Source organism: Paenibacillus sambharensis (assembly GCF_003233845.1).
Lineage (GTDB): Bacteria > Bacillota > Bacilli > Paenibacillales > Paenibacillaceae > Paenibacillus_I > Paenibacillus_I sambharensis.
On sequence record NZ_QKRB01000038.1, the window covers coordinates 43086 to 63216 of the forward strand.

Consider the following 20131-nt stretch of genomic DNA (forward strand, 5'->3'; position numbering starts at 1 on the left):
CAGATGGCGTATATAGACATTGAAAAGGAGCTTATCCCCTATCGCTTTGATATGACGATCGCGGATAAGGAGTATACGTTTGAGATCCATTACAATGCAGAGCATGATTTCTTTACGTTAAGCCTGGAGCGGGAAGGAAAGCTACTTGTTAGTGGGGAGAAACTTGTCTACGGGCGGGCACTATTTGCAGATGTTTGGGACAGCCATTTTCCGGAAATAGCCATAATTCCGTATGACGAATCAGGTCAAGCTGCTGAAGTAAACTGGTCGACCTTGTCATCCAGTGTCTTTTTGTACCTTATGGAGGAAGAAACAGATGCAGACTAATTTCGGGCGGATTGTCGAAGTTACGGTATCGGGAATGACGTTTTCCATGGAGCATTATGCTTTGGGGGGGGTTATCCCCTTCGATAATGATATGATGCCAAATGAAAGTGAAATTCGAGTATGGAATTTGGCTCCTGATACGATACAGAAAATCAAAATTAATGATCCCTTGACGGTTAATGCCGGATACCACGGAGACATTGGGCTTATTTTGCATGGATTCGTCTCATCGGTACAGACCCGGCCGGAAGGGGCGGATAAGGTAACGATTATTCATGTTATGGATTCGGAGGACTTGTCCTCTAGAAAGGTGCAGGACACGTCTTTTAAGGCAGGGACTTTGGCCAGTTATATGATTCGAGAGCTTGCATCACGAATAAAAATGCCTATTGCCCAGTTTGACCTGGTACAGGATTACCGTTATATGGATGGATACACGGCTAGCGGGGAAGTAACCGAGGTTATATCCAAGATTGCAGCAGACTGTAAGACTGGCGTATACATTAACAAAGGTAAATTATACGTCCGGAACTTAGGGTGGGGGAAACATGAAGTATTCAAGTTATCATCGCAGACAGGCCTCTTGGGTATACCGGAATGGTCTGCTGGTACGGGGGAGAAGAGCTGCCGCATTACATGCCAATTGCAGTATCGGATTTCAACTGCCTCTGCGGTTGAGCTAAAGAGTCAGTATGTGAGTGGAAGGCTTTATGTAAAGAGTGGTTCTCACAAATTCAGCCGGACCGGTGACTTTACTACGGAAGTGGAGGCGGTGGAAAATGAGAAATCCTGACCCGGCCAGCACATTAGCGCGGCTCGTCCGGCAGTCCTTGAACAAAGACGCGGGTGCTCTTCATGTTGCTCTTCCGTGCAGGGTGGAGAGCTATAATCTAGAGACCTGCAGGGCTACGGTTCAACCGTTAATTCGTACAGGCTCTACCGATCCCGCACCTATTGAGGCTGTTCCAGCACTAGGACAACGGCTGATTGTGGATGGTGCGGAGAAGGTATTCCGCCCCTCCCTTCAACGTGGCGATACTGTGCTAGTTGTCATAGCTGACAGAGAGATCAAGAACACCATGAGCGGCAGGATTTCCACCCCGGACAGCGGCAGGCAGCATGATCTGAATGATGCGATTATTGTGGGGGTGTTTGGATGGTGTCTTTAAAGCTTCAAGATGGGGATTTGGTAATGAATAATGGTGAGCTGGCCATAATCGACGAGCAGGCTGATGTTGCTCAAAGTCTGCGGATCATCCTAGGTACCCGGCGGGGAGAATGGTTCCTGAATCCGGACTTTGGAATTGATTCTTCTATCCTTCATCAGAAAAGCTGGGCAGCAGAAGATGTTGAGGAAGTGATTAGAGCAGGCCTTTATCAAGATGAGCGAATCGTATCGGTGGAGGCAATCGATCAGTCTATCGGCCGGGCTTCCCGGCAGTTGACAATATCGTTTACTGCGCTGATGACAAATGGCGAACAAGTAAGATCGGAGGTGGAAGTGAGTGCTGGATAAGACGGGTTTCAAACGTCAGCGATTTGAGGACATTTATGCAAGTATGGAAGAGAAGGCCCGTGAGGTTTTCGGTGATAATGTAAAGACGAGTGAACGATCTCCGTTAGGTCTTATTCTCCGCATTTTTGCCTGGATTCTGGCAAGACTATGGCAAACGGCGGAATCGGTGTACTACAGCGGTTATATCAATACGGCTGAAGGAACGAGCCTCGACCGGTTGGGTCCTTTTGTAGGCGTGTCACGTCTCATAGAACAGCATGCCGTTGGCATGGTGATATTGACAGGTACACCAGGCTATATTGTTCAAGCTGGCTTCCGGCTGGCAGCTGGTGATATCTACTTTGAGACGGTCGACCAAGTCGTTATACAGACCGATGGCAGGGTGAAAGCTGCAATTAGGGCCGTGACAGCTGGACAGACGGGAAATGTGGCAGCGGGAATCATTACGGAAATTGTTAATCCTAATGCGGATGTATTATCGGTTACTAATCCCGCAGCTACAAACGGCGGACGAGAGAAGGAGACGGATACGGAATTCCGAGAGCGCTTCTCGTTATCTGTATCGGCCGGGGGGGCAGCTACAGTGGACAGTATTCGTGGCGCGCTGCTCTCTGTACCCGGTATCCGGGCGGCAACCGTTATCGAAAATGCATCAAGCGAAGTGATGGATGGGCGCAGTCCCAAGTCATTCGAAGCCTACGTGCTGGGTGGTTCACCGAATGAGATCGGCAGGGCAATTTTCAGCAAGAAGGCAGCAGGTATCGAGTCGGTTGGTGAGCAAGTGGTTACCGTAACGGACCTTGGTGGGAATCCCCATGAGGTCCGTTTTTCTTATGCCCCTACTATACAGCTGGAAGTGAGGGTTGCGGTGGCTGTCACAAGCAGCTTCCCAATTGACGGAGCCGGTCGGATCAAGACGGCCATCATCAGATATATTGGTGGGGAAGATGTGGATGGACAGGTGTATTCAGGATTGTCCATGGGTGAGGACGTCATTTTATCCCGCATGACCGCGGCTGTATTCACTGTCCCGGGAGTGGAAGATGTGTCTACTGAGCTCTCATTAGATGGAGGCGAAACGTGGCTGCAGCACAATATTGCAATTGAGCGGCAGCAGGTAGCACAGGCAGATGCCGAACGAATTCAGGTGAATATGCAATGATGAAGAAAATGCTGGACCTGCTGACGGATGTTTATGACAAATCGCCTGTAAGCAACATCGGCAAACTATTTCAAATCGGAGCACGTGAACTACAGCGATTACAGACGACCCTGGAACGGATTGGGCATTGGCGGGATATAGATCAGGCACAAGGAAAGACCTTGGACCGAATTGGTGAAAATGTTTTACAGCCGCGAGGAAGTGCTGCCGATGAAGTTTTTCGCATCCTGATTAAATCGAAGATTGCCCGCAATTTGTCTAGAGGAACGGTTGATACCATTATCGCAGTGCTGTCAACGGTACTGGATTGCAGGCCATCCGAGATCAGGATCAAAGAACTTTTCCATGATCCATTGCAGCCGCAGCCTGCAGCTATTTCCCTGATTCAGCTGCCTGTCGACCGACTGAACAGGGTAGGGATGAACCCGGAGCAGTTTGCACAGATCATTCAGAAGACGGTCTCCGCAGGTGTAAGCGTAGGTCATATTGAATTGACCGGCACATTTAGTTATGGAGCGGTCGGAGAGGAATCCGACTCTGAAGCTGGTTTTTCGGATCTTGAACAGACGGTGGGCGGTACGCTTGGGGCTGTTTATTCATCATCAACTACAGGCAAGTTGCCTATTTAAGGAGGAGTTTATATGGCAGAACAACTGCCGGAGTGGAACGCACTGGGCACCGAACCACCTCAGTCTAAGAAGGACAGCGGGTGGTCCGCTGGTGAGAAGCCGCCTGCGGACTATTGGAATTGGTTCATGAACCGGACCTTTAGGGTTCTTCAGGAACTGCAGCTGCTGCAAGAGACAGAGAGCGAAGAGACGAATGAGAAAGTTGAAGAACTCCGGGCCCAGTTGAGTGGACTGATGGCCCAGTTGGTTGAAGCGACTACAACAACGTCTGGGCTTATGTCCCCGTCCGACAAAGCAAAAATAGACCAGGCAGCAATCTTAACAGGAGCTGCTTTTACAGGTGACGTATCCATATCAGGAGAACGAAGTCTGACAGTCAATTCATGGGGGATCTTCTCTTCATCCAGCAATGGTTATGTGTTAGTTGGACAAAATTGTTTTCTGGATCGTTCAACAGGAATATTCAGATATCGTAACAATCATTCTACTCTAGGTGCACGTGGTATTGTATTCCGTCATGATGGCATCAACAGGCTTCATCCAGCATTCTTCGATACTGGTAATGTACAGACAATAGCCGGAGCTGTGTTTACACCCACTCTCCACCGAATTTATCATTCAGGACTTGAGCATTATCACAAGCAAATGTTGAATGGATATCAGACCCCACCTGATGGTTCAGGCGATCCGGGGATCTATTCCAATACGAATGAGTGGATGAGATTTGTCACTAATGGTGCTCCGTTTAAGTTTTTTATGGATGGAGGAGCAGGGATTTCAGAAAAGTTTCATATTGGAGCAGATGAAGTCTATGTACCAACCAATATAAATTTACGTGGTGAACGATTGGCGGCAACAAGGCTGAACGGGAGCGATTTTGAGTACTGGAATGGTGGATCCTGGCAGACCATCACAGGCTATGGGATAGGTGGCGCTGCAAGGAGGGTTGTGAATTGGAATGAAGCAACCCAGACAGGTTGGTATATGAGTGATACAACAGTAGGGGCACCGCCAGTCATAGCAGGGGATAATGTGTGGTGGATGGGACAAGTCATCCAACACAATCTGGGATGGATTGTTCAACATTTATACAATTTTAATAATGGCCGTCAGATGGTGAGAGTAAAGAGAGACGGAGTTTGGCAACCATGGGAGGGAGTTGGAGGCGTGAAGAGTATACAGAGGGGAACGGTCTCTGTTAATAATTCTGGAGTAAATATGACGATTTCACCCGTAAATATGTTGAAAACTTCGGTTAATCTCTTAACTAGAAGCGGGGACTATATAACAACAGCCAGATTGACGTCTTCAACTAATCTGCATTTGTTGTATAACAGTCCGGGCTATCTAAATCTGGATTGGGAAGTAATTGAGTACTATTAAGGGGGATTGGATGTGTTTAAATATGCTGTGATTAACGAAGATGGTATCTGTACAGCCGTTTCCTATTTAGCTGAAGAAGTACAGCAAGAGAATATGATTTTGCTTCATGACAATGATGATGTCTCCCTCTGGGATATATATTCTGATGGCGGATGGGCTCCTGGTAAACCTCCGCTTACAAGCGGGGATAGCCTGCAAGATAAGATGGGTCAGCTTGAAGCAGATAACAAGGCTATGATGCTGGCACTTGCTGATATATATGAACAGATGATAGTTCTGCGATCAGGAGGCAATAGCTAATGGCCTACGTATACTACCGGCTTATTATGTTGGGACTTCGAACAATAGAGGATGTACCAGATTCAGAGAAAGACTTGGTGTACGGCTATCTCGAATCAGAAAATAGCAGCAATAATTAATTTTGAACAAGGAGTGAGCGGCATGGGGGGCGGTGATCCGATGGACATGGGCCAGTTTTACAGCACAATTACAGAAATCCGGGTTGAGCTCGGTAAGCTATCTACAAGACTTGAGAAACTGGACGACTTTACCCGTCGTCTGGAGGACATCGCCAAGCGGACGGAGGTTGTCGAGGAGGTTGCGGGCCGCGCTTACGAGAGTACAAAGTCCGCTCACCAGCGGCTGGATCAGATTTATAAAATTGCGGCCTGGTTTTTTACGACCGCTGGCGGCCTGGTACTGGCTGCTGTTGTCAGCTTTGCCCTTAGGGGCGGGTTTGTAAATCCGTAAGAAAAGGAATGATGAATCAATGGATGGTGCTGAGTGGAGCCTCGTATTTAGGCTTTTGGATACAAGACTGTTGATTGTCCTTGTTGCCTGCTGGCTATTTGGCTACATGCTAAAGCGGACCCCTATTATACCCAACTGGGCTATCGTGTATCTCGTCACGCTGGTTTCGGTTATATTTACGATCTGGTTGCTAGGGTTTGGTCCCATTCAGCTGCTGCAGGGCTTCCTGTGTGGAGCGGTCTCTGTCTATGGATACCAAGTAGTCAAGCAGGGAGCAGAAGCAGTCGAATACCGACACAAGGATTTGCGATGATAGCTGTGAAGGGAGGAGAGTCCTAGTGGTGTATACCCGTCAACATTTTATTAACAAGCTAGCGCCTTATGCTGTGGATTGTATGAAGCGAACCTCTATATCAGCAGCACTGACAATAGCTCAGGGGTGTCTGGAATCTGCAAATGGCAATAGCGGCCTTGCCGTCCAGGCGAATAACTTGTTTGGTATTAAAGGGCTGGGGGATAAGGGCAGTATCAAGATGTTGACTAGAGAGCAGAGGAAAGACGGAAGCGAATATGTCATTAATGCATCCTTTGCAGCTTACAGCAGTTGGGGGGCTTGTGTCGAAGCGAAGGCGGCCCTATTTTTAAACGGGGTGAGTTGGAATCGATCTTTGTACCTACCGCTGCTCGGAAGGAAGGGCAAAGAAGCGGCCCGTGCTGTCCAGGCCTGTGGATATGCGACTGACCTTAATTATGCAGATAAGCTGATAGCCATTATGGATGCCTATAACTTATACCCATTTGATGATGTGGAAGTGGAGGAAGCAATGAACCAGGAGGAAAAGGCAGCATTTGAAGAGCTTTGTAAGCAGGTGAAAGATATGAAGGCTTTACTGGATCAGAAGGATCCTCCTGCTTGGGCGCAAATGACGGTAGATAAACTTATACAACTGCCTAACAAAAAAGGGAGCGGTATGGTTTTGTCCGACCGCAAGGGAGATTACAGCTTTATGCGGATTCTCGTTATGCTTGACCGCATGGGACTTTTCGAGCGCTGAAAAACAGTAAGGCTCGGTGACCATTACAGGTCGCTGAGCCTTACCTATACATAATATAGTCGAACAATAATAAACCCCCCTTGGGCTTCCAAGGGGGGGTGCGCTTATGTTAAGTAGTATGGCGCGCCACGCCGGGATTCGAACCCGGGACGCACAGTTTAGGAAACTGTCGCTCTATCCTGCTGAGCTACGGGCGCGCAGTAATTTGAATTATAACACATACGGCTTATAAAATGAACACCCGGCAGGCAATTATCTGGTAAAATAGGAGCCGCTGTCCACTAAATTGGCGATGCTGGAGCTGCTGCCAGGACCCCGGGTTGCTTCTTCCAGTAAACGCCTCCGCTTCTCTTCATAATACGTTTCGATCTGACTCTTGAGCAGGAAGGCGCGCAGCTTACCCGTATGCTCAGCTGACAGCTCCTCAAACCTTAATCCATATACAAGACCGGCTGATTCCTTCGCCTTGCGGACGATTTCGGCCCGACAGCTAAGTGAAAATCCAAGGTCAATATCAAGCTTGACGAATGTATTGATCTGCAGCGGTAGCTCCATATCCACCACAAAGCCGGTCCCGGTCAGGCTGATATTATCGAGCTGAACCTGAAGCGGCTCTGGCAGAACGCGCTCCGTCTTACGCGGTCCTTCATAGATGCTCAGCACCTGGGCGGACGCCTGAACAGGCACACGAGGCTCCTGCCGTTTATCAAGGAAGCGTCTGCGGTTCTCAGGGGGATTTATAATAACGAGCGCAGATTCTGCTTTAGCAAGGACACGGGACTGGAAAACATAAATGCCGGCACCGGTGTACACCATGATGCGGACGGATTCGCCCAGTTCAAAGACACCAAACTGCGGAAGCTCAATCTCAATAATCTCTCCCGCTGCATACGTGAGCACGCCTGTGGCAATGAAGTTCTTCTTCTCAACAACTGCTTTGCAATTAAGCATAACAGTAATGTCGCTGCCTTCTTTACTACCGTAGTAAGGCAGGCTGTTCGTGATGGGTACAGACATGCTCATCCCAATTTCTCCTCCTCTTCCTCATAACCAATCGTAAGTGACGTTGCCGCGCTAGACGTTGAGAACGGCATGCCGAATCGGAAGGGAGCCTATCCACTCGGCAGCCAGGCGATCATAGCTCAGTTTGAGCCGTAGACCCTTAGCTTTGCGTCCCGTCCTTTCGGGCGGTTTGCCTTTGTCGATTTGTGATGATTAGATAGTCTAATAGTCTCACAACAATAGTACTATTATACTTGAGCTCCTTAATAGAAATCAATCCATAATACACCATGGCTGTATAAAAATTTTGATGTGAAAGGGATGGGGATAACCCGTGTCACAATTAAAAAAGTCCCGATCATATGACAAATTGCGACACGTATAATCCCAAAACTAGTGTATAATGGAATTTGGTTACAAAAATGATAGATAGGAGCAAGTGAAGTGGTATGAACAAAAATCTATTAGTCAACCAGCTGCAGACCCTTCGCTTGCAATTGTATGAAGTGGCGGAGACCAGAGGCAGTCTGACTGACCCGGATGTATTAGCCCTCAGTGAACAGGTGGACCAGCTTATTGTGGTTCTGCAAACCATTCATCGCGAGGAGAGGGACAGGGCTTCGCGCAAGCCGGGTCCTGTGTTATAGCTTTCCTCTAAGGCGGCGGAAGAACTGCGTGAGCAGCTGCCCGCAGCTTTCCTGCAGGACACCCTGGGTAACCTCGCACCGATGGTTAAAGCGGCTTTCCTGGAGCAGATTCATCAGCGTGCCGGCACAACCGGCCTTGGGGTCGGGCGCACCGAATACGACCCGCCCAATTCTGGAGTTCACGATAGCCCCGGCGCACATCGGGCAGGGCTCAAGCGTTACATACAAGGTGCAGTCGAGAAGCCGCCAAGCCTGAACTGATCTGCTGGCATCTTTAATGGCGATCATCTCGGCATGTGCAGTCGGATCAAATGCGGTTTCGCGTAGATTATGCCCTCGTCCAATAACAACACCATCCTTGACCACAACGGCCCCTATGGGGACTTCCTTAAGAGCTTCTGCCTTCTTGGCCTCCACAATAGCTTCCTGCATAAAATATTGGTCAACTGCCTCGATATCCACAGGTGAATCTTCCTCTCCAAGTGATAGTTAAGCCCCTGATTATAACAATGTTCTGTCTGGAAAACGCGAATTATGCCGCGAACAAATATTCGTTGTTAACAGTGTGTGGATGATATTGTGCATAACTTTTAGTTATCCACAATACTGTCCACATACTAACGAATTCACTGAGGATAAACAGCAAGTTATTCACATCCCTAAACTGTAAAATCATGTGAAAACCACGACATTAGACCTATAAGCTGGTCCTTTGGTTTGCTTCCTTTTTCCCTCAAGTATGATAAAATCGCCATATACCAACGTTTTTCGTAAAAGGATGTGTCAATCGTTGTCGGTTAAAAGCAAATTGACGCTCGCCATATCGCTGCTTGTCATGCTTTTTTTGACGCTCGATGTCATTTTGAATGATTATTCAACCCGGGTCAACCTGAGAAGCGAAGCAGAGGCGAGCATGACAAGGCTGGCCAAGCAGGTTGCGGAGACCATTGATCAGAACGGACGGCTTCGGGCAGCCTATGAGCAGGAAATGACGGCCCGGCTGCATCTCTCGGCCAGGGCAGCGGCAAGCCTGCTGCCTGAGAATCTGAAGGAAATAGACCGGGCAGCAATCCGGGCGGCTGCAAATGCCGTGAAGACAGATAGTCTCTCAATTTTGGCAGCTTCAGAAGAAGGCTTGGAAGTGATCGGCTCCAGTAATGAACAACTCATTGGGTCGCTTGAGAACGAAGCAGCTGACAAGCTGCAGGTGCCGGTCCGCACCCTGGCCGTTCAAGAGGCTGAGGGAGAGGTGCAGCAGGAATCGGCTTTTGTCGTCATGTGGCCGGCAGGCAGCGGTGAAGAAGACGGGGCTAGACAAGAAATAAGAGCTTACCTGGCAAAGGCTGGCCGGGACTATGTGGTTTCCGTCGGCATTAATAATGATGACACGTTGGAACTGCTGGAAAAATCGGAGCCAAGGCAGCTGATTGATGATCTGCTTGCCGGACAGCGGGACTTGATGGAAATAGCTGTACTTGATCCCGGATCATTCACGGAAGCGGGAGCGATGGAGGTCAATGCCGGGACGGATGCTTTCATGGGGACTGCAGCTATCCAGTATGGACGCTTCACGCCTGGGAACAAGCTCATCGACCAGGCGGATGTCGCAGCGGCTGCGGCAGGAAAGATGGTCTTCCGTTCGGCAGTTATGGATGGGAAATCTATACTGAAGGGCTACATAGGATTCGAAGAGCCGTACCCGCTTGTCGTCAGCCTGGTTATGGATGAAGCTTTCTTGTTCGAAAATCTCAACCAGCAGCGGATGAACCGGATCTTAATATCCGGCGCGCTGCTCGTTCTTGTGGTCATGGCAAGCTATATCATATCCGGTTGGCTGATCCGGCCCGTACATTCCATATTATCGAAGGTGAATGACGTGGCGGACGGACAATTCGATACTGTATTGGAGGTCAGAAGCAGTGATGAGATGGGTCAGCTGGCTCAGCAGGTGAACGCGATGTCGAAGAATCTCGCGGTTTATACCAATAAACTACAAAGCGCATTTGAGGAGAATCGGACAATGAAGGAATACTTGCAGTCCTTCATCAATCATACAAGCGATGCCATTCATGTGGAACAAACGGATGGAACGATTGTACAGGTGAATCAGGCTTTCGAGATGATGTTCGGCTGGACGGCTGAGGAGGCGATCGGCGCCAGGCTGCAGCTTGTTCCCGAGCAGTACAGCAGAGAAGAGCAGCAGGCGCTGGATGAGATCGCCGCAGGCAAGCTTCTGCCTGCAAGAGAGACGGTCAGGCAGAGGAAAGACGGCAACTGGATGAATGTCAGTGTGACCACCTCCCCAATCAGGGACAACAAGGGTATAATCCGGGCTTATGCCAGCATCACCCGCGACATGACCAGCCGGTATAAGATGGACGAGCTGCTGCGGCGGTCCGAGAAGCTGAACACGGTCGGCCAGCTGGCTGCGGGTGTAGCACATGAGATCCGGAACCCGCTGACGACGCTGCGGGGATTCCTGCAGCTGCAGCAGCAGACGCAGAAGCTGAACGTCGGCCATGTGGATTTGATGCTCTCCGAGCTTGACCGGATCAATCTGATTGTCAGCGAGTTTCTCATCCTAGCGAAGCCGCAGGCATCCAAGTTTGAGCTGAAGGATGTGCGCTATGTCCTTGGCGATGTCGTTTCGCTGCTTGACAGCCAGGCTCATCTTTGCAATGTCGTCTTCAACACCGATTTTACCCAGGAAGAATGTGAGATCGCCTGCGAGGAGAACCAGTTGAAGCAGGTCTTTATCAATGTGCTCAAGAATGCAATTGAGGCCATGCCGCGCGGTGGTGAAGTGAACATCGTAGTGGAGAAGAGGAAGCGGGATACAATAGCCGTGTCGATCACCGACCAGGGGGTGGGCATTCCGGAAGAGATGATTCCGAAGCTGGGCGACCCGTTCGTAACGGGCAAGGAAACCGGGACTGGGCTTGGGATCATGGTCAGTCAGCGTATTATTCAGAGCCACCAGGGCACGATGGATATTACAAGCAAGGTGGATGTCGGTACAACGGTAGTCATTACGCTGCCGGCTGTTACCGAATAACCGGGAACCAGCTCAAGGTGATGAAGCGGGACGAAAGCAGAAGGGAGTGTGGCGAATGCGCGTGGCGCTGCATGCTGTTGTGGCTGGGGCCAGCGGCTTGGTTGGCCATGAACTGGTGAAGCTGCTGCTGGATAATAAACAGTATGAGCAGGTTACCGTTCTGGTGCGGAGGAGGTTGAATCTGACTCATCCGAAGCTTGTTCAACGGGAGACCGATTTTGACCGGCTGGAGCAGCTGGATGGTCAGAGAGAGCTGTTGGCAGGGGCAGTGGTCTATTGCACGCTCGGCACGACGATTAAGAAGGCGGGCAGCCAGGAGGCATTTGCCAAGGTGGATTATGAATACCCGCTTGCTCTCGGACGCTTGGCTCATCAGCATGGCGCGGCAAACTTTCTGATCGTTACGGCCATGGGAGCCAATCCCAAGTCTAAGGTTTTCTACAACCGGGTGAAGGGAAAAGTGGAGCGGGATCTGAAGGCGCTTGGTTTGCCTTCGCTCTACATATTCCGGCCTTCTCTGCTGCTTGGCAAACGAAGTGAGTTCCGGCTTGGGGAACGGATAGGTGCGGCTATAGCCGCCGGACTGCCCTTTCTGTGGATTGGCGGCTTGAAGAAATTCAAGCCAATTGAAGCCGGGGTGGTGGCGCTTGCCATGCAGCAGGCTGCGGATCAGGGACCGGGCGGAGAACAAGTTTATGAGTCTTCAGCTATTTCCCAGTTAGCGTCTAAGTAGCACGGCACTAGCTGGGATCTATCTCCCTTCACGGGAATTCTGCAGGCGAAGGCCGCCTGCCCCAGGATTGTCCGCCCTTCTTTCTTCCACGCCGTCCTGGCCATGTGTAAGGAAGCTTTTGGCATGCTATAATAATAACCGTCCAAGACGTGTGAGGTATTGCGCGGGAAATAATGGGGTGAATAACGCATGCGAATCAACAAATTTATTAGTGAGAGCGGCTACTGCTCACGGCGAGAAGCGGACAAGCTGGTCGAGGGCGGGCGGGTCACCATTAACGGCATACAAGCGGGGCTTGGCAGCCAGGCAGAAGCCGGGGACGATGTGCGTGTCGACGGCCAGCCGATCGGCAGCCACCGCAGACATGTCTATATTGCCTTGAACAAGCCGGTCGGCATAACGAGTACAACAGAATCGCATATCAAAGGGAATATTGTCGATTTTGTCGGTCATCCGGAGCGTATCTTCCCAATTGGCCGGCTTGATAAGGATTCGGAAGGCTTAATTCTGCTGACCAATGACGGGGATATAGTGAACCGGGTATTGAGAGCTGAAGGCAAGCATGAGAAGGAATATATCGTGACAGTAGATAAGCCGGTGACGGCCTCTTTCCTGCAGGGCATGAGCAGCGGGGTTAAGGTGCTCGGCAGTATGACACTGCCCTGCCAAGTGAAGCGTGTAGGGGAGCGGGTATTCCGGATCATTCTGACAGAAGGCCGCAACCGGCAGATCCGGCGGATGTGTACGGCTTTCGGCTATCAGGTACGTAAGCTGAAGCGGCTCAGGATCATGAACATTCACCTGGGCGAGCTGCCGACAGGCAAGTGGCGTGATCTGACCCCGGAAGAGAAATCAGAGCTGTTCCGGGAGCTGAATTATAATGGCAGTTAGTCTGCCGGAAGGATAAGATTCGGTAATCATGACCGTCCGGCAAGGCAGCAGAATATACAAGAGGCAGGACGGAGGAGATCCGGCCCTGCCTCTTGCTTTTCCCGTTTATGGGAATCTAGCTTCCCGCCTTGCTGCGGTGGCGGAAGAATGCCACAATTCCAAGAATCAACAGGACGATGGCAACGCCATAGGCCAGTGCGCCCAGTACATTCAGGAATACCTCCATTATAATGACAGCGACCATCAGGATGAAGAAAATAATAGCGAGCATTTGACCCATCGTTATCGCTCCTCTCCGGTCTGTTCCAGACCAATAAAATACCAGCTGCCTTCGCGGATTACAGGCTGACACAGCGACATTCGGAGTCCCTCGCCGCCGGCCATCTGCTCAAGCTCCTCCTTGGTTGGAAACGGGTAAAGATTCTCGTGAGCGGACATGAAGCTGTTGAATGCTGAAGCAAAGGCCTGTCCGCTGCCGGTCTTGTTCACCGGGCTGATCAGCGTGATCGTTCCACCAAGGCTGATCATCTGTTTGGCCTTCCGCAGAAGCTGACAGCGCTTGTCCGGCTCGAAATAATGCAGGATATTGTTCATCATAATGAGATCAACAGGCTCTTCCGGTCCGCCCCACCGGTTAAAATCATCATGCACCAGCTCGAGCTTGCAGCCGCTGCTGTTCGACTCCTCCTGCGCTTGACGCACGACCTCCTCGTTCTGCTCGATTCCGATCAGACGCATGTCCCCGCGCACCTCTGACAGCCTTCGCAGGTAACCGCCATGGCCGCAGCCGATATCCAGTACCGAATGGACATCATGGGCTTTGATCCAGTGCACAAGCTTGGGAAATGCGAGCTTCTCAAGCAGAGCGGATGTCGCGGCAACTGTCGGCCCGAAGCGGTCATTTTCAAAAACCGGCTTTTCCTCGCCCTTCAGCAGGGAAGGGTATTGAAGCAGAGTCGGAATGTGCAGCTCCATCAGCTCCTGCAGCAGAGGCCCAACTGAGTCTGGACTGGAGGGGGAAACATAGGAGAGCATGGCTGGAGTGGCATGAATGCGGTTATCCCGCTCACGAAGATGGCCTACCGCCAGGCCGACATCCACCCAATTTTGAAGCAGCCCCTTGTCCAGATTACATTGCGTTGCAGCCTCTTCTACCGTATTACCCTCTGCGAAGCATTCGAAAAGCTCGGCTGTATAACCTACGTAAGCATGCCATGCCGGCAGGAACGTGGCGTTCTGCTTCATCCATTTGCGCGCCTGATACAGCTTCTTCCATTCATGAATCGTCTCCAGCACAGCTCTCACCTCCATTTATCTTAAATTGTTAGGTCGGATCATTCTGCCAGCGGCTTGTACCCAGTGAGCCAAGGATAATCCTCCTCGCTAGAAAAGCGATGCCGCAGCTTCTCTTGGCTGCTGAGTGTACGCCTCTTCGGCCAAATTCCAAGCTGCGTAAACCGGTCAGCGAGGGTATCCGGCCACATGCCCAGCCCGGAAATATTAAGCATATATTTGTAATGCAGGTAAGGCGACTTTGCAATGGATTGCAGAATACGGGGGCGAATGCTGCTCATTCCCGGGAATGTGTAGGAGTAGGCGAGCGCTGACAGGTGACTGAGGTTCGCTATGAATTCTGCCCTTGGACGGCGGACGCTGTCATACGCATACAGGGCATTGTCCAGCGGCAGCCTCTCCTTGTACAGATAGACCAGCAGCTGTCCCAGTATATCGGCATCTTGGATGGCCATATTCATGCCCTCGCCGGCCATCGGGTGGACATTATGGGCTGCATCGCCGATGATCGCAATATTATGCTGTACGAACTGGCTTGCCTGGTGGCGAAAAGGAATCATCAGCTGGATTTCCTTCCAGCTCTCAATCTCTTCCACACAGCCCTCCATCGGAGGATACAGCTCGCGGTAAGCCTGATAGAAGCTGTCCAAGCCGCCTGAGCGCATCGGCTTATATTCCTCTGGCCGGATGAGATAGACAGTCCGGACGCGGTTATCCGGAAGGGGGAATAGTCCCAGGAACCGGCTGTCGTGAGACAGGATGGTGGCCTCAGTGAGCTCAGCCGGCTTCCGGAAGGAGACAGTCAGGAAGTGATGATTATATTCGGTGCGATTCATCGAGACATTCATCGTCTCCCGTACAGGGGATATGCGCCCTTCAGCCCCTACGAAGAAATCAGCCTCGATACGCAGCTCCTCATCCGGTGTCTTCACGATCGCTGCCTCGGCCCGTCCGCTATCATCGTGCTCCAATCCGGTTACATGTCCGGGCTGCAGCATAGTGAAGCAAGGACACTGGAGCGCTTCTTCCATTAGCAGGCCTTTAAGCTTCTCATGCGGGTGCATAAGAGCAAAGTCATAGGGGGGCTCCAGCACGCCATAGTCCATGACCGCATCCCGGCTGCCTGCTCCGGATAAGGAGTGAAGATCCGTCAGTTCCTTAAGCCGCATTGTGCGTACCTTGAAGCTGGTTTGCTCAAGGGGGCGGAGCGTATCCAGCTGATCCAATATCTGCAGGCTCTTCGGCTGGAGCAGCTCGCCCTTGTACATTAAGCCTTCCCCGCGCTTCTTCTCGGCGACGATGACATTAATCCCGTGTCTGGAAAGCAGAAGACCAAGCGTAAGACCAGCAATGCCGCCACCGGAGATAAATACCTGGCAGCGCATGGCATCCCTCCTCTCGTTCGCCTTGGCTGCTTCTCGTGATAACCCTTAATAACGCAAATGGCTGATTGTGAAACATTGAACGTATAAACTTTGTATAAGGTTGTGCGGCCATAAAGAAGCCCGGCCAGGCAAGCTGGTCGGGCTAGGTTATAACACTCATTATGAGGGCTTGTGAAGAAAGTACGGCCGTTAGGAGCCGGCAGAGACTGATTTACTGTTCTCAAGGTCCACATATTTACGGATAATGGATACCTCGACACGGCGGTTCTTGGCCCGGCCCTGTTCAGTCTTGTTCGAATCAATCGGCCTGTGTTCCCCGTAGCCAGTGGGACTGATCAGTTTCGGATCAAGCTTGCCGGTTGAGATCAGAATCGACATAAAGTTAATGGCCCGTTTGGCGCTGAGCTCATAGTTGGAAGCGAACTCGTAGGTATTGATCGGCTTATTATCCGTATGGCCAGCAACGGTTATCTCGTAGCCCGGATAATCCTTCAGCATCGTGCCGATAGATACGGCCAGTGCCTTGGCATCTGATTTAATCGCGGCGCTGCCTGAATCGAATAAGGCATTGTCGCTGATTGTAATCATTAATTGCGATTGGTTAAGCTTCGTTTCCAGCTGGGTCGTTAGTCCGTTCTGCTTAATATACTGATCCAGCTGCTGCTTCAGCTTCTCCAGCTGCTGCTGCTCCTTCTCCCGGAGCTTCTGCTGCTCCTGCTTCGTCAGATCGCTCGCGCTTTGCTGGCTCTGGTTGTCTTCATTGTCGTCGGCACGCTTGGTGCGATCCTTGCTTGTCACCTGCTCGGGGGTTGAGACAACGGCCGATTGGTCAAGGACGCCGACACCGGAGTTGAAGGCAATACTGAATGCCTGACTCATCTCCTGGAACTTCTTGGCATCCGTTGCGCTCATGGCGTACAATACGATGAACAAAGCCAGCAGGAGGGTCAACAAATCAGCGTAGGGTATCAGCCAGGATTCGTCTACATGCTCTTCATGGTCATCATGCTTATGCTTTTTGCTCAACAGGCTCACCCTCTCCGGAAGACATCACCTTACGCTCGGTTGGCGTAAGGAAGACAGACAGCTTCTGGCTAATGGCGATTGTTGATACACCGGACTGGATGGACAACAGGCCTTCAACCATCATCAGACGGATTTCCGCTTCACGCTTCGACAACCGCTTCAGCTTGTTCGCGATTGGGTGCCACAGTACGTATCCGGTGAAGATACCAAGCAGGGTTGCGATAAAGGCAGCGGCAATCGCGTGTGCCAGAGCATTCATGTCACTCATATCCGCGAGGGCGGCAATCAGACCGATAACGGCGCCAAGTACGCCGAGTGTTGGAGCGTAGGTGCCCGCCTGTGTGAATATAAGCGCCCCCGCCTTATGGCGGTCTTCTGTTGCGGAGATCTCCTCCAGCAGAACGTCACGCACGAAATCTTGGTCGTTACCGTCAATAATCATCCGCATGCCGTTGCGGAGGAAGTCATCTTCAATCTCATCAACCTTTGCTTCCAGAGCGAGCAGGCCTTCACGGCGGGTAACAGAAGCCCAATCCATGAACATGCGGATCAAGTCTTCACGCTTTGGCAGCTTTTGCTCTTTAAATGTGATGCCGACAAGCTTTGGAAACTTCTTAAGCTCGGCTAGTGGAAAACCAATGAACAGCGACGCGGCAGTACCGACGAGTATGATCATAAAAGCCGCCGGGTTAATGAGCTGGTCGACCGGTGCGCCCTTTAGAAACATGCCGACTACAACGGCTACAATGCCGAGTACAATACCAATAACAGTTGACTTCTCCATAAGTACACCCCATATTTCATGAAAATGATTGATTTTGAGCAATAGACGTCAAAAAAACAAGATATTCGACAATGCCACTACTGTATTTATCGTCAAATCTATGGAGAATATTAGAGTAAGCGGAATAGAAAAGAGCGGCAGCGTCAATTTTTTTACTATAATAGTTGTAAGGGAAGGCGTAGAATGGGTAGAAAGCGTTTCATCAAGCTTCAGAGAGAGGGGATAGACAGATGGGTGTCCGACATGCGAGGGAATACAAGGAAATACTGGAGGACCTAACCGAGGCGGTTGGCGGGATAGAAGACAGCTATACGTTCTTTGATATGACAGCAGAGGAGTGGGAAGGCTTGGGCCCTGCTGAGCGTGCGGAGGTGCTGGAGGCTCTTGCCGACGATGTATTCTACGGTCTGGGTGAGGAGTCCACCATCGCAGTAGGCTCGGGGCATGTTACGTATCATCCCAAGCGTCATATTATAGAGGTTTCGGTCGATGGCACGGAAATTCGGCTCGTCCGGCTGATCTGACAGCCGGGTGACAGTCTCATAGCAGCCATTCCATCAGAGGCGCCCCGGCTTCAGGCCGAGGGCGTTTATTGGCTTCTCTTGAGGATAGAAGCGGCGATTTTATAGGAATGGTCTTCGGTAGACCATGCAGTAAAATTCCCCTGGGCCAGTGGGGGTGGGGCGCCAGTACCGGTCTGTAATTTCAAACCCCGCCTTCTGGTAGGCCCTTACAGCCCGCTCGTTCCAGGTGAGGACCTCAAGATCCAGCTCATCATCCGGCGACCGCCTGAATGCTTCCCTAATGAGAAGGGAAACAACAGCCGGGCCAAGGCCTTGACTGCATAAGGAGGGACGCAGCCCAAGGCCGAGACGGGTAACGCCGAGCAGCGGGAAAAACTGTGCATAACCGATTAATTCGTGATGCTCGTCTAAGATAGCCGTGTACTGCCTGTCGCGGATTCCAGGGTCGCCAAACTCAATACCCTGCTGCTGCATCTGTTCCCACCCGGGCCAGTTGAACAGGTCATAAGGCGGCTCATAATGCCAGCTGCACAGCTCCCTGCCGTGCTCTTCTGAGAAGGGGGCAAGGTGAAGTCCGGCTGGAGGGGGGGCAGTATGCCCGTTAGAATGTGCCAAAGCAGCTCCTCCTGAATTGTACTTACTTGAATGAAGTCATTATAACAAAACGGCCGGTGCCATGTTAAAATAAGAGCGGTCTTATAGATAACAAGCGATCGTGCGAGGCCGGTTGTAGAAGCGGCATGATGACATAGCTGGAACAGGAGCAGATATGAATAAATTGATATGGGTAGGATGCCTGTCTTACCTGGTGATCGGGATGGCTCATGTAGTGGGCGGTGCGGTACTCGAGCCGATGATGGACCATTATGGTCTGAATTATCAGGATGGCGGGCAGTGGATCATGAACCAGTTCCTCGGCTTCCTGGCAGGCGTACTGGCAGCGCCTTATCTGACCCGCTGGATCGGGAGAAGGAATACAGTACTGGCTGCAATGGGGAGTCTGACGGCGGCTGAGGCGGCATACAGCCTTCTTCTGCCCTGGGGCTTCATGCTCGGGATAGCGCCGGTTGCAGGGTTTGGCTTCGGTCTGACGGAAGCGGTGCTTGGCGCCATTATTATTGAATTTGTGGTGGACCGTAAGGCCTCTGCCATGACCCGGCTTGAAACCTTCTTCGGGCTTGGGGCGCTCGCCATGCCTTCAGCCGCGGCCCTGCTGATCGGTGCGGGAATATGGCAGATGGCCTTTCCGGTTGTTACGGCGATGGCGGGGATTACAACCTTAATCTGGCTCACCATGTCCTTCGGACAGGCGGATGACCTGCTTGCCTACGCTGCGCCCAAGGAAACAGGGGCTGTTGAGCATAGACCCCGCTACAGCCTTTCGGCCCTGCCTCTGCTTGGCATAGGGATTGCTTACTTCGTCCTCTATGTGGGGATGGAGATGAGCGTGTCCAATTACCTTCCCTCGATTATGAAGGAGAGGACGGGCATGGAGGAAGCGGCGGCGGCCTCTACACTAAGCTTATTCTGGGGGCTCATGGTCATTGGGCGGCTCTTCTCCGGCCGTCTGGCAGACTGGAGCGGGTATATGCGGTACCTGGCTGTCTCCACGGCCGTGGGGGCCGGTTTGCTGGCACTGCTTGCTGTAACGGGCAGCGCCAGCATCAGTCTAATTTGGATCGGATTAAGCGGGCTTGTCTGGTCAGGCGTGTTCGCTATTGGCTTGCTGTATATGAATGAGAAGCTGCCAGGCATGACCGAACGGACGACGAGTTTATTAGTAGCAGCCGGAGGTTTGGGGGGAGCAGCTATGCCGCGCATCACCGGCTGGTTCCTGGACCACTACAGTGCAGGAAGCACGATATGGATGCTTGCGGCGGTATCGGCTGTCATGCTGCTGCTGCTGGTCTGGATAGCGGCGGAAACCCGCCGGCAGGGAAGGGAGATAGGGGGGCGCAGCACTTAGGAA

Annotated in this window: 26 protein-coding genes, 1 tRNA gene and 1 riboswitch; of the genes, 18 read left to right on the forward strand and 9 right to left on the reverse strand. The window is 51.5% G+C overall.

Going from position 1 to position 20131, the window contains the following annotated elements; genetic code table 11:
* Nucleotides 1-3 precede the first annotated feature (3 nt).
* Genes DNH61_RS07785 through DNH61_RS07835 form a run of 12 tightly spaced genes read left to right on the forward strand, consistent with a single transcriptional unit; the run spans nucleotide 4 to nucleotide 6822 of the window.
* A complete protein-coding gene (locus DNH61_RS07785; protein WP_111146096.1) occupies nucleotides 4-327 on the forward strand; it encodes a phage baseplate plug family protein in 324 nt (107 codons plus the stop codon).
* Nucleotides 317-1120, forward strand: a complete 804-nt coding sequence (locus DNH61_RS07790; RefSeq protein ID WP_111146097.1) for a phage protein — start codon at nucleotides 317-319, stop codon at nucleotides 1118-1120. Before DNH61_RS07785 ends, DNH61_RS07790 begins: the two co-directional genes overlap by 11 nt.
* On the forward strand, nucleotides 1107-1496 hold the full coding sequence (locus tag DNH61_RS07795; protein WP_111146098.1) for a Gp138 family membrane-puncturing spike protein: 390 nt from the start codon (nucleotides 1107-1109) through the stop codon (nucleotides 1494-1496). The genes DNH61_RS07790 and DNH61_RS07795 overlap by 14 nt, the downstream gene beginning before the upstream one ends.
* Entirely contained in the window at nucleotides 1484-1843 is a 360-nt protein-coding gene (locus DNH61_RS07800) for a contractile injection system sheath initiator (protein WP_111146099.1), read from the forward strand. Before DNH61_RS07795 ends, DNH61_RS07800 begins: the two co-directional genes overlap by 13 nt.
* Nucleotides 1833-3005: a baseplate J/gp47 family protein gene (locus DNH61_RS07805; protein ID WP_111146100.1), complete on the forward strand. Its 1173-nt coding sequence runs from the start codon at nucleotides 1833-1835 to the stop codon at nucleotides 3003-3005. Before DNH61_RS07800 ends, DNH61_RS07805 begins: the two co-directional genes overlap by 11 nt.
* Nucleotides 3002-3634 carry a DUF2612 domain-containing protein gene (locus DNH61_RS07810; RefSeq protein ID WP_245948016.1) on the forward strand — a complete coding sequence of 211 codons (633 nt, stop codon included), beginning with the start codon at nucleotides 3002-3004 and terminating at the stop codon, nucleotides 3632-3634. The genes DNH61_RS07805 and DNH61_RS07810 overlap by 4 nt, the downstream gene beginning before the upstream one ends.
* Nucleotides 3635-3646: 12 nt before the next feature.
* On the forward strand, nucleotides 3647-5017 hold the full coding sequence (locus DNH61_RS07815) for a pyocin knob domain-containing protein (protein ID WP_111146101.1): 1371 nt from the start codon (nucleotides 3647-3649) through the stop codon (nucleotides 5015-5017).
* Between the two features lie 12 nt (nucleotides 5018-5029).
* Nucleotides 5030-5317, forward strand: coding sequence for a hypothetical protein (locus tag DNH61_RS07820; protein ID WP_111146102.1), 288 nt, complete (start codon nucleotides 5030-5032; stop codon nucleotides 5315-5317).
* Complete coding sequence (locus tag DNH61_RS27230; protein WP_425452227.1) at nucleotides 5317-5436, forward strand: CD1375 family protein; 120 nt, start codon at nucleotides 5317-5319, stop codon at nucleotides 5434-5436. The genes DNH61_RS07820 and DNH61_RS27230 overlap by 1 nt, the downstream gene beginning before the upstream one ends.
* A gap of 22 nt (nucleotides 5437-5458) precedes the next feature.
* The gene (locus tag DNH61_RS07825) at nucleotides 5459-5767 is read left to right on the forward strand and encodes a hemolysin XhlA family protein (protein ID WP_111146103.1); all 309 of its coding nucleotides are present in this window, start codon (nucleotides 5459-5461) and stop codon (nucleotides 5765-5767) included.
* Nucleotides 5768-5786: 19 nt separating this feature from the next.
* The gene (locus DNH61_RS07830; RefSeq protein ID WP_111146104.1) at nucleotides 5787-6080 is read left to right on the forward strand and encodes a phage holin family protein; all 294 of its coding nucleotides are present in this window, start codon (nucleotides 5787-5789) and stop codon (nucleotides 6078-6080) included.
* 25 nt (nucleotides 6081-6105) lie between these two features.
* Entirely contained in the window at nucleotides 6106-6822 is a 717-nt protein-coding gene (locus DNH61_RS07835) for a glycoside hydrolase family 73 protein (RefSeq protein ID WP_111146105.1), read from the forward strand.
* 119 nt (nucleotides 6823-6941) lie between these two features.
* Here the strand turns inward: DNH61_RS07835 and DNH61_RS07840 are convergent.
* Together DNH61_RS07840 and DNH61_RS07845 are read right to left on the reverse strand one after the other, a co-directional pair.
* Nucleotides 6942-7019: transfer RNA gene (locus DNH61_RS07840), tRNA-Arg, on the reverse strand.
* A 55-nt stretch (nucleotides 7020-7074) separates the two neighbouring features.
* Nucleotides 7075-7845 (reverse strand): PilZ domain-containing protein, encoded by a 771-nt coding sequence (locus DNH61_RS07845; RefSeq protein WP_111146106.1) that lies wholly within the window; start codon nucleotides 7843-7845, stop codon nucleotides 7075-7077.
* A 96-nt stretch (nucleotides 7846-7941) separates the two neighbouring features.
* Nucleotides 7942-8029, reverse strand: a riboswitch (cyclic di-GMP riboswitch).
* Between the two features lie 244 nt (nucleotides 8030-8273).
* Between DNH61_RS07845 and DNH61_RS07850 the strand changes: the two genes are divergently transcribed.
* Entirely contained in the window at nucleotides 8274-8471 is a 198-nt protein-coding gene (locus tag DNH61_RS07850; RefSeq protein ID WP_111146107.1) for an aspartyl-phosphate phosphatase Spo0E family protein, read from the forward strand.
* Here the strand turns inward: DNH61_RS07850 and tadA are convergent.
* On the reverse strand, nucleotides 8466-8933 hold the full coding sequence (tadA, locus tag DNH61_RS07855; protein ID WP_111146108.1) for a tRNA adenosine(34) deaminase TadA: 468 nt from the start codon (nucleotides 8931-8933) through the stop codon (nucleotides 8466-8468). The two genes, DNH61_RS07850 and tadA, sit on opposite strands and share 6 nt — an antisense overlap.
* A 328-nt stretch (nucleotides 8934-9261) precedes the next feature.
* On the opposite strand from tadA, the gene DNH61_RS07860 reads away from it, so the two are divergent.
* From DNH61_RS07860 to rluF, 3 genes are all read left to right on the forward strand, one after another.
* The gene (locus DNH61_RS07860) at nucleotides 9262-11526 is read left to right on the forward strand and encodes a sensor histidine kinase (protein ID WP_245948019.1); all 2265 of its coding nucleotides are present in this window, start codon (nucleotides 9262-9264) and stop codon (nucleotides 11524-11526) included.
* Between the two features lie 55 nt (nucleotides 11527-11581).
* Nucleotides 11582-12259, forward strand: coding sequence for an NAD(P)H-binding protein (locus tag DNH61_RS07865; RefSeq protein ID WP_111146109.1), 678 nt, complete (start codon nucleotides 11582-11584; stop codon nucleotides 12257-12259).
* A 189-nt stretch (nucleotides 12260-12448) separates the two neighbouring features.
* Nucleotides 12449-13150 (forward strand): 23S rRNA pseudouridine(2604) synthase RluF, encoded by a 702-nt coding sequence (rluF, locus tag DNH61_RS07870; RefSeq protein ID WP_111146110.1) that lies wholly within the window; start codon nucleotides 12449-12451, stop codon nucleotides 13148-13150.
* 115 nt (nucleotides 13151-13265) lie between these two features.
* Here the strand turns inward: rluF and DNH61_RS26260 are convergent, their stop codons facing one another.
* The 5 genes from DNH61_RS26260 to motA form a co-directional block, all read right to left on the reverse strand.
* On the reverse strand, nucleotides 13266-13430 hold the full coding sequence (locus tag DNH61_RS26260; RefSeq protein ID WP_181438616.1) for a hypothetical protein: 165 nt from the start codon (nucleotides 13428-13430) through the stop codon (nucleotides 13266-13268).
* A 2-nt stretch (nucleotides 13431-13432) separates the two neighbouring features.
* Nucleotides 13433-14446 (reverse strand): class I SAM-dependent methyltransferase, encoded by a 1014-nt coding sequence (locus DNH61_RS07875; RefSeq protein ID WP_245948020.1) that lies wholly within the window; start codon nucleotides 14444-14446, stop codon nucleotides 13433-13435.
* A 38-nt stretch (nucleotides 14447-14484) separates the two neighbouring features.
* A complete protein-coding gene (locus DNH61_RS07880) occupies nucleotides 14485-15828 on the reverse strand; it encodes an FAD-dependent oxidoreductase (RefSeq protein ID WP_111146112.1) in 1344 nt (447 codons plus the stop codon).
* A 189-nt stretch (nucleotides 15829-16017) separates the two neighbouring features.
* Nucleotides 16018-16854 carry a flagellar motor protein MotB gene (locus tag DNH61_RS07885; RefSeq protein WP_111146113.1) on the reverse strand — a complete coding sequence of 279 codons (837 nt, stop codon included), beginning with the start codon at nucleotides 16852-16854 and terminating at the stop codon, nucleotides 16018-16020.
* Complete coding sequence (gene motA, locus DNH61_RS07890) at nucleotides 16838-17638, reverse strand: flagellar motor stator protein MotA (RefSeq protein WP_111146114.1); 801 nt, start codon at nucleotides 17636-17638, stop codon at nucleotides 16838-16840. Before motA ends, DNH61_RS07885 begins: the two co-directional genes overlap by 17 nt.
* A gap of 230 nt (nucleotides 17639-17868) precedes the next feature.
* On the opposite strand from motA, the gene DNH61_RS07895 reads away from it, so the two are divergent.
* Nucleotides 17869-18162, forward strand: coding sequence for a hypothetical protein (locus DNH61_RS07895; protein ID WP_111146115.1), 294 nt, complete (start codon nucleotides 17869-17871; stop codon nucleotides 18160-18162).
* A 99-nt stretch (nucleotides 18163-18261) separates the two neighbouring features.
* On the opposite strand, the gene DNH61_RS07900 is transcribed toward DNH61_RS07895, so the two are convergent.
* The gene (locus tag DNH61_RS07900; protein ID WP_111146116.1) at nucleotides 18262-18777 is read right to left on the reverse strand and encodes a GNAT family N-acetyltransferase; all 516 of its coding nucleotides are present in this window, start codon (nucleotides 18775-18777) and stop codon (nucleotides 18262-18264) included.
* A gap of 154 nt (nucleotides 18778-18931) precedes the next feature.
* On the opposite strand from DNH61_RS07900, the gene DNH61_RS07905 reads away from it, so the two are divergent.
* A complete protein-coding gene (locus tag DNH61_RS07905; protein WP_111146117.1) occupies nucleotides 18932-20128 on the forward strand; it encodes an MFS transporter in 1197 nt (398 codons plus the stop codon).
* Nucleotides 20129-20131 lie beyond the last annotated feature (3 nt).

Bases quoted from the DNA above. Each gene is read 5' to 3' on its own strand.
- DNH61_RS07800 (WP_111146099.1), top strand. From the start codon at position 1,484: ATGGTGTCTTTAAAGCTTCAAGATGGGGATTTGGTAATGAATAATGGT.
- DNH61_RS27230 (WP_425452227.1), top strand. From the start codon at position 5,317: ATGGCCTACGTATACTACCGGCTTATTATGTTGGGACTTCGAACAATA.
- DNH61_RS07880 (WP_111146112.1), bottom strand. From the start codon at position 15,828: ATGCGCTGCCAGGTATTTATCTCCGGTGGCGGCATTGCTGGTCTTACG.
- DNH61_RS07845 (WP_111146106.1), bottom strand. From the start codon at position 7,845: ATGAGCATGTCTGTACCCATCACGAACAGCCTGCCTTACTACGGTAGT.
- DNH61_RS07795 (WP_111146098.1), top strand. From the start codon at position 1,107: ATGAGAAATCCTGACCCGGCCAGCACATTAGCGCGGCTCGTCCGGCAG.
- rluF (WP_111146110.1), top strand. From the start codon at position 12,449: ATGCGAATCAACAAATTTATTAGTGAGAGCGGCTACTGCTCACGGCGA.
- DNH61_RS07865 (WP_111146109.1), top strand. From the start codon at position 11,582: ATGCGCGTGGCGCTGCATGCTGTTGTGGCTGGGGCCAGCGGCTTGGTT.
- DNH61_RS26260 (WP_181438616.1), bottom strand. From the start codon at position 13,430: ATGGGTCAAATGCTCGCTATTATTTTCTTCATCCTGATGGTCGCTGTC.
- DNH61_RS07850 (WP_111146107.1), top strand. From the start codon at position 8,274: ATGAACAAAAATCTATTAGTCAACCAGCTGCAGACCCTTCGCTTGCAA.
- DNH61_RS07785 (WP_111146096.1), top strand. From the start codon at position 4: ATGGCGTATATAGACATTGAAAAGGAGCTTATCCCCTATCGCTTTGAT.
- DNH61_RS07825 (WP_111146103.1), top strand. From the start codon at position 5,459: ATGGGGGGCGGTGATCCGATGGACATGGGCCAGTTTTACAGCACAATT.
- DNH61_RS07790 (WP_111146097.1), top strand. From the start codon at position 317: ATGCAGACTAATTTCGGGCGGATTGTCGAAGTTACGGTATCGGGAATG.
- DNH61_RS07810 (WP_245948016.1), top strand. From the start codon at position 3,002: ATGATGAAGAAAATGCTGGACCTGCTGACGGATGTTTATGACAAATCG.
- DNH61_RS07830 (WP_111146104.1), top strand. From the start codon at position 5,787: ATGGATGGTGCTGAGTGGAGCCTCGTATTTAGGCTTTTGGATACAAGA.
- DNH61_RS07815 (WP_111146101.1), top strand. From the start codon at position 3,647: ATGGCAGAACAACTGCCGGAGTGGAACGCACTGGGCACCGAACCACCT.
- DNH61_RS07905 (WP_111146117.1), top strand. From the start codon at position 18,932: ATGAATAAATTGATATGGGTAGGATGCCTGTCTTACCTGGTGATCGGG.
- motA (WP_111146114.1), bottom strand. From the start codon at position 17,638: ATGGAGAAGTCAACTGTTATTGGTATTGTACTCGGCATTGTAGCCGTT.
- DNH61_RS07895 (WP_111146115.1), top strand. From the start codon at position 17,869: ATGGGTGTCCGACATGCGAGGGAATACAAGGAAATACTGGAGGACCTA.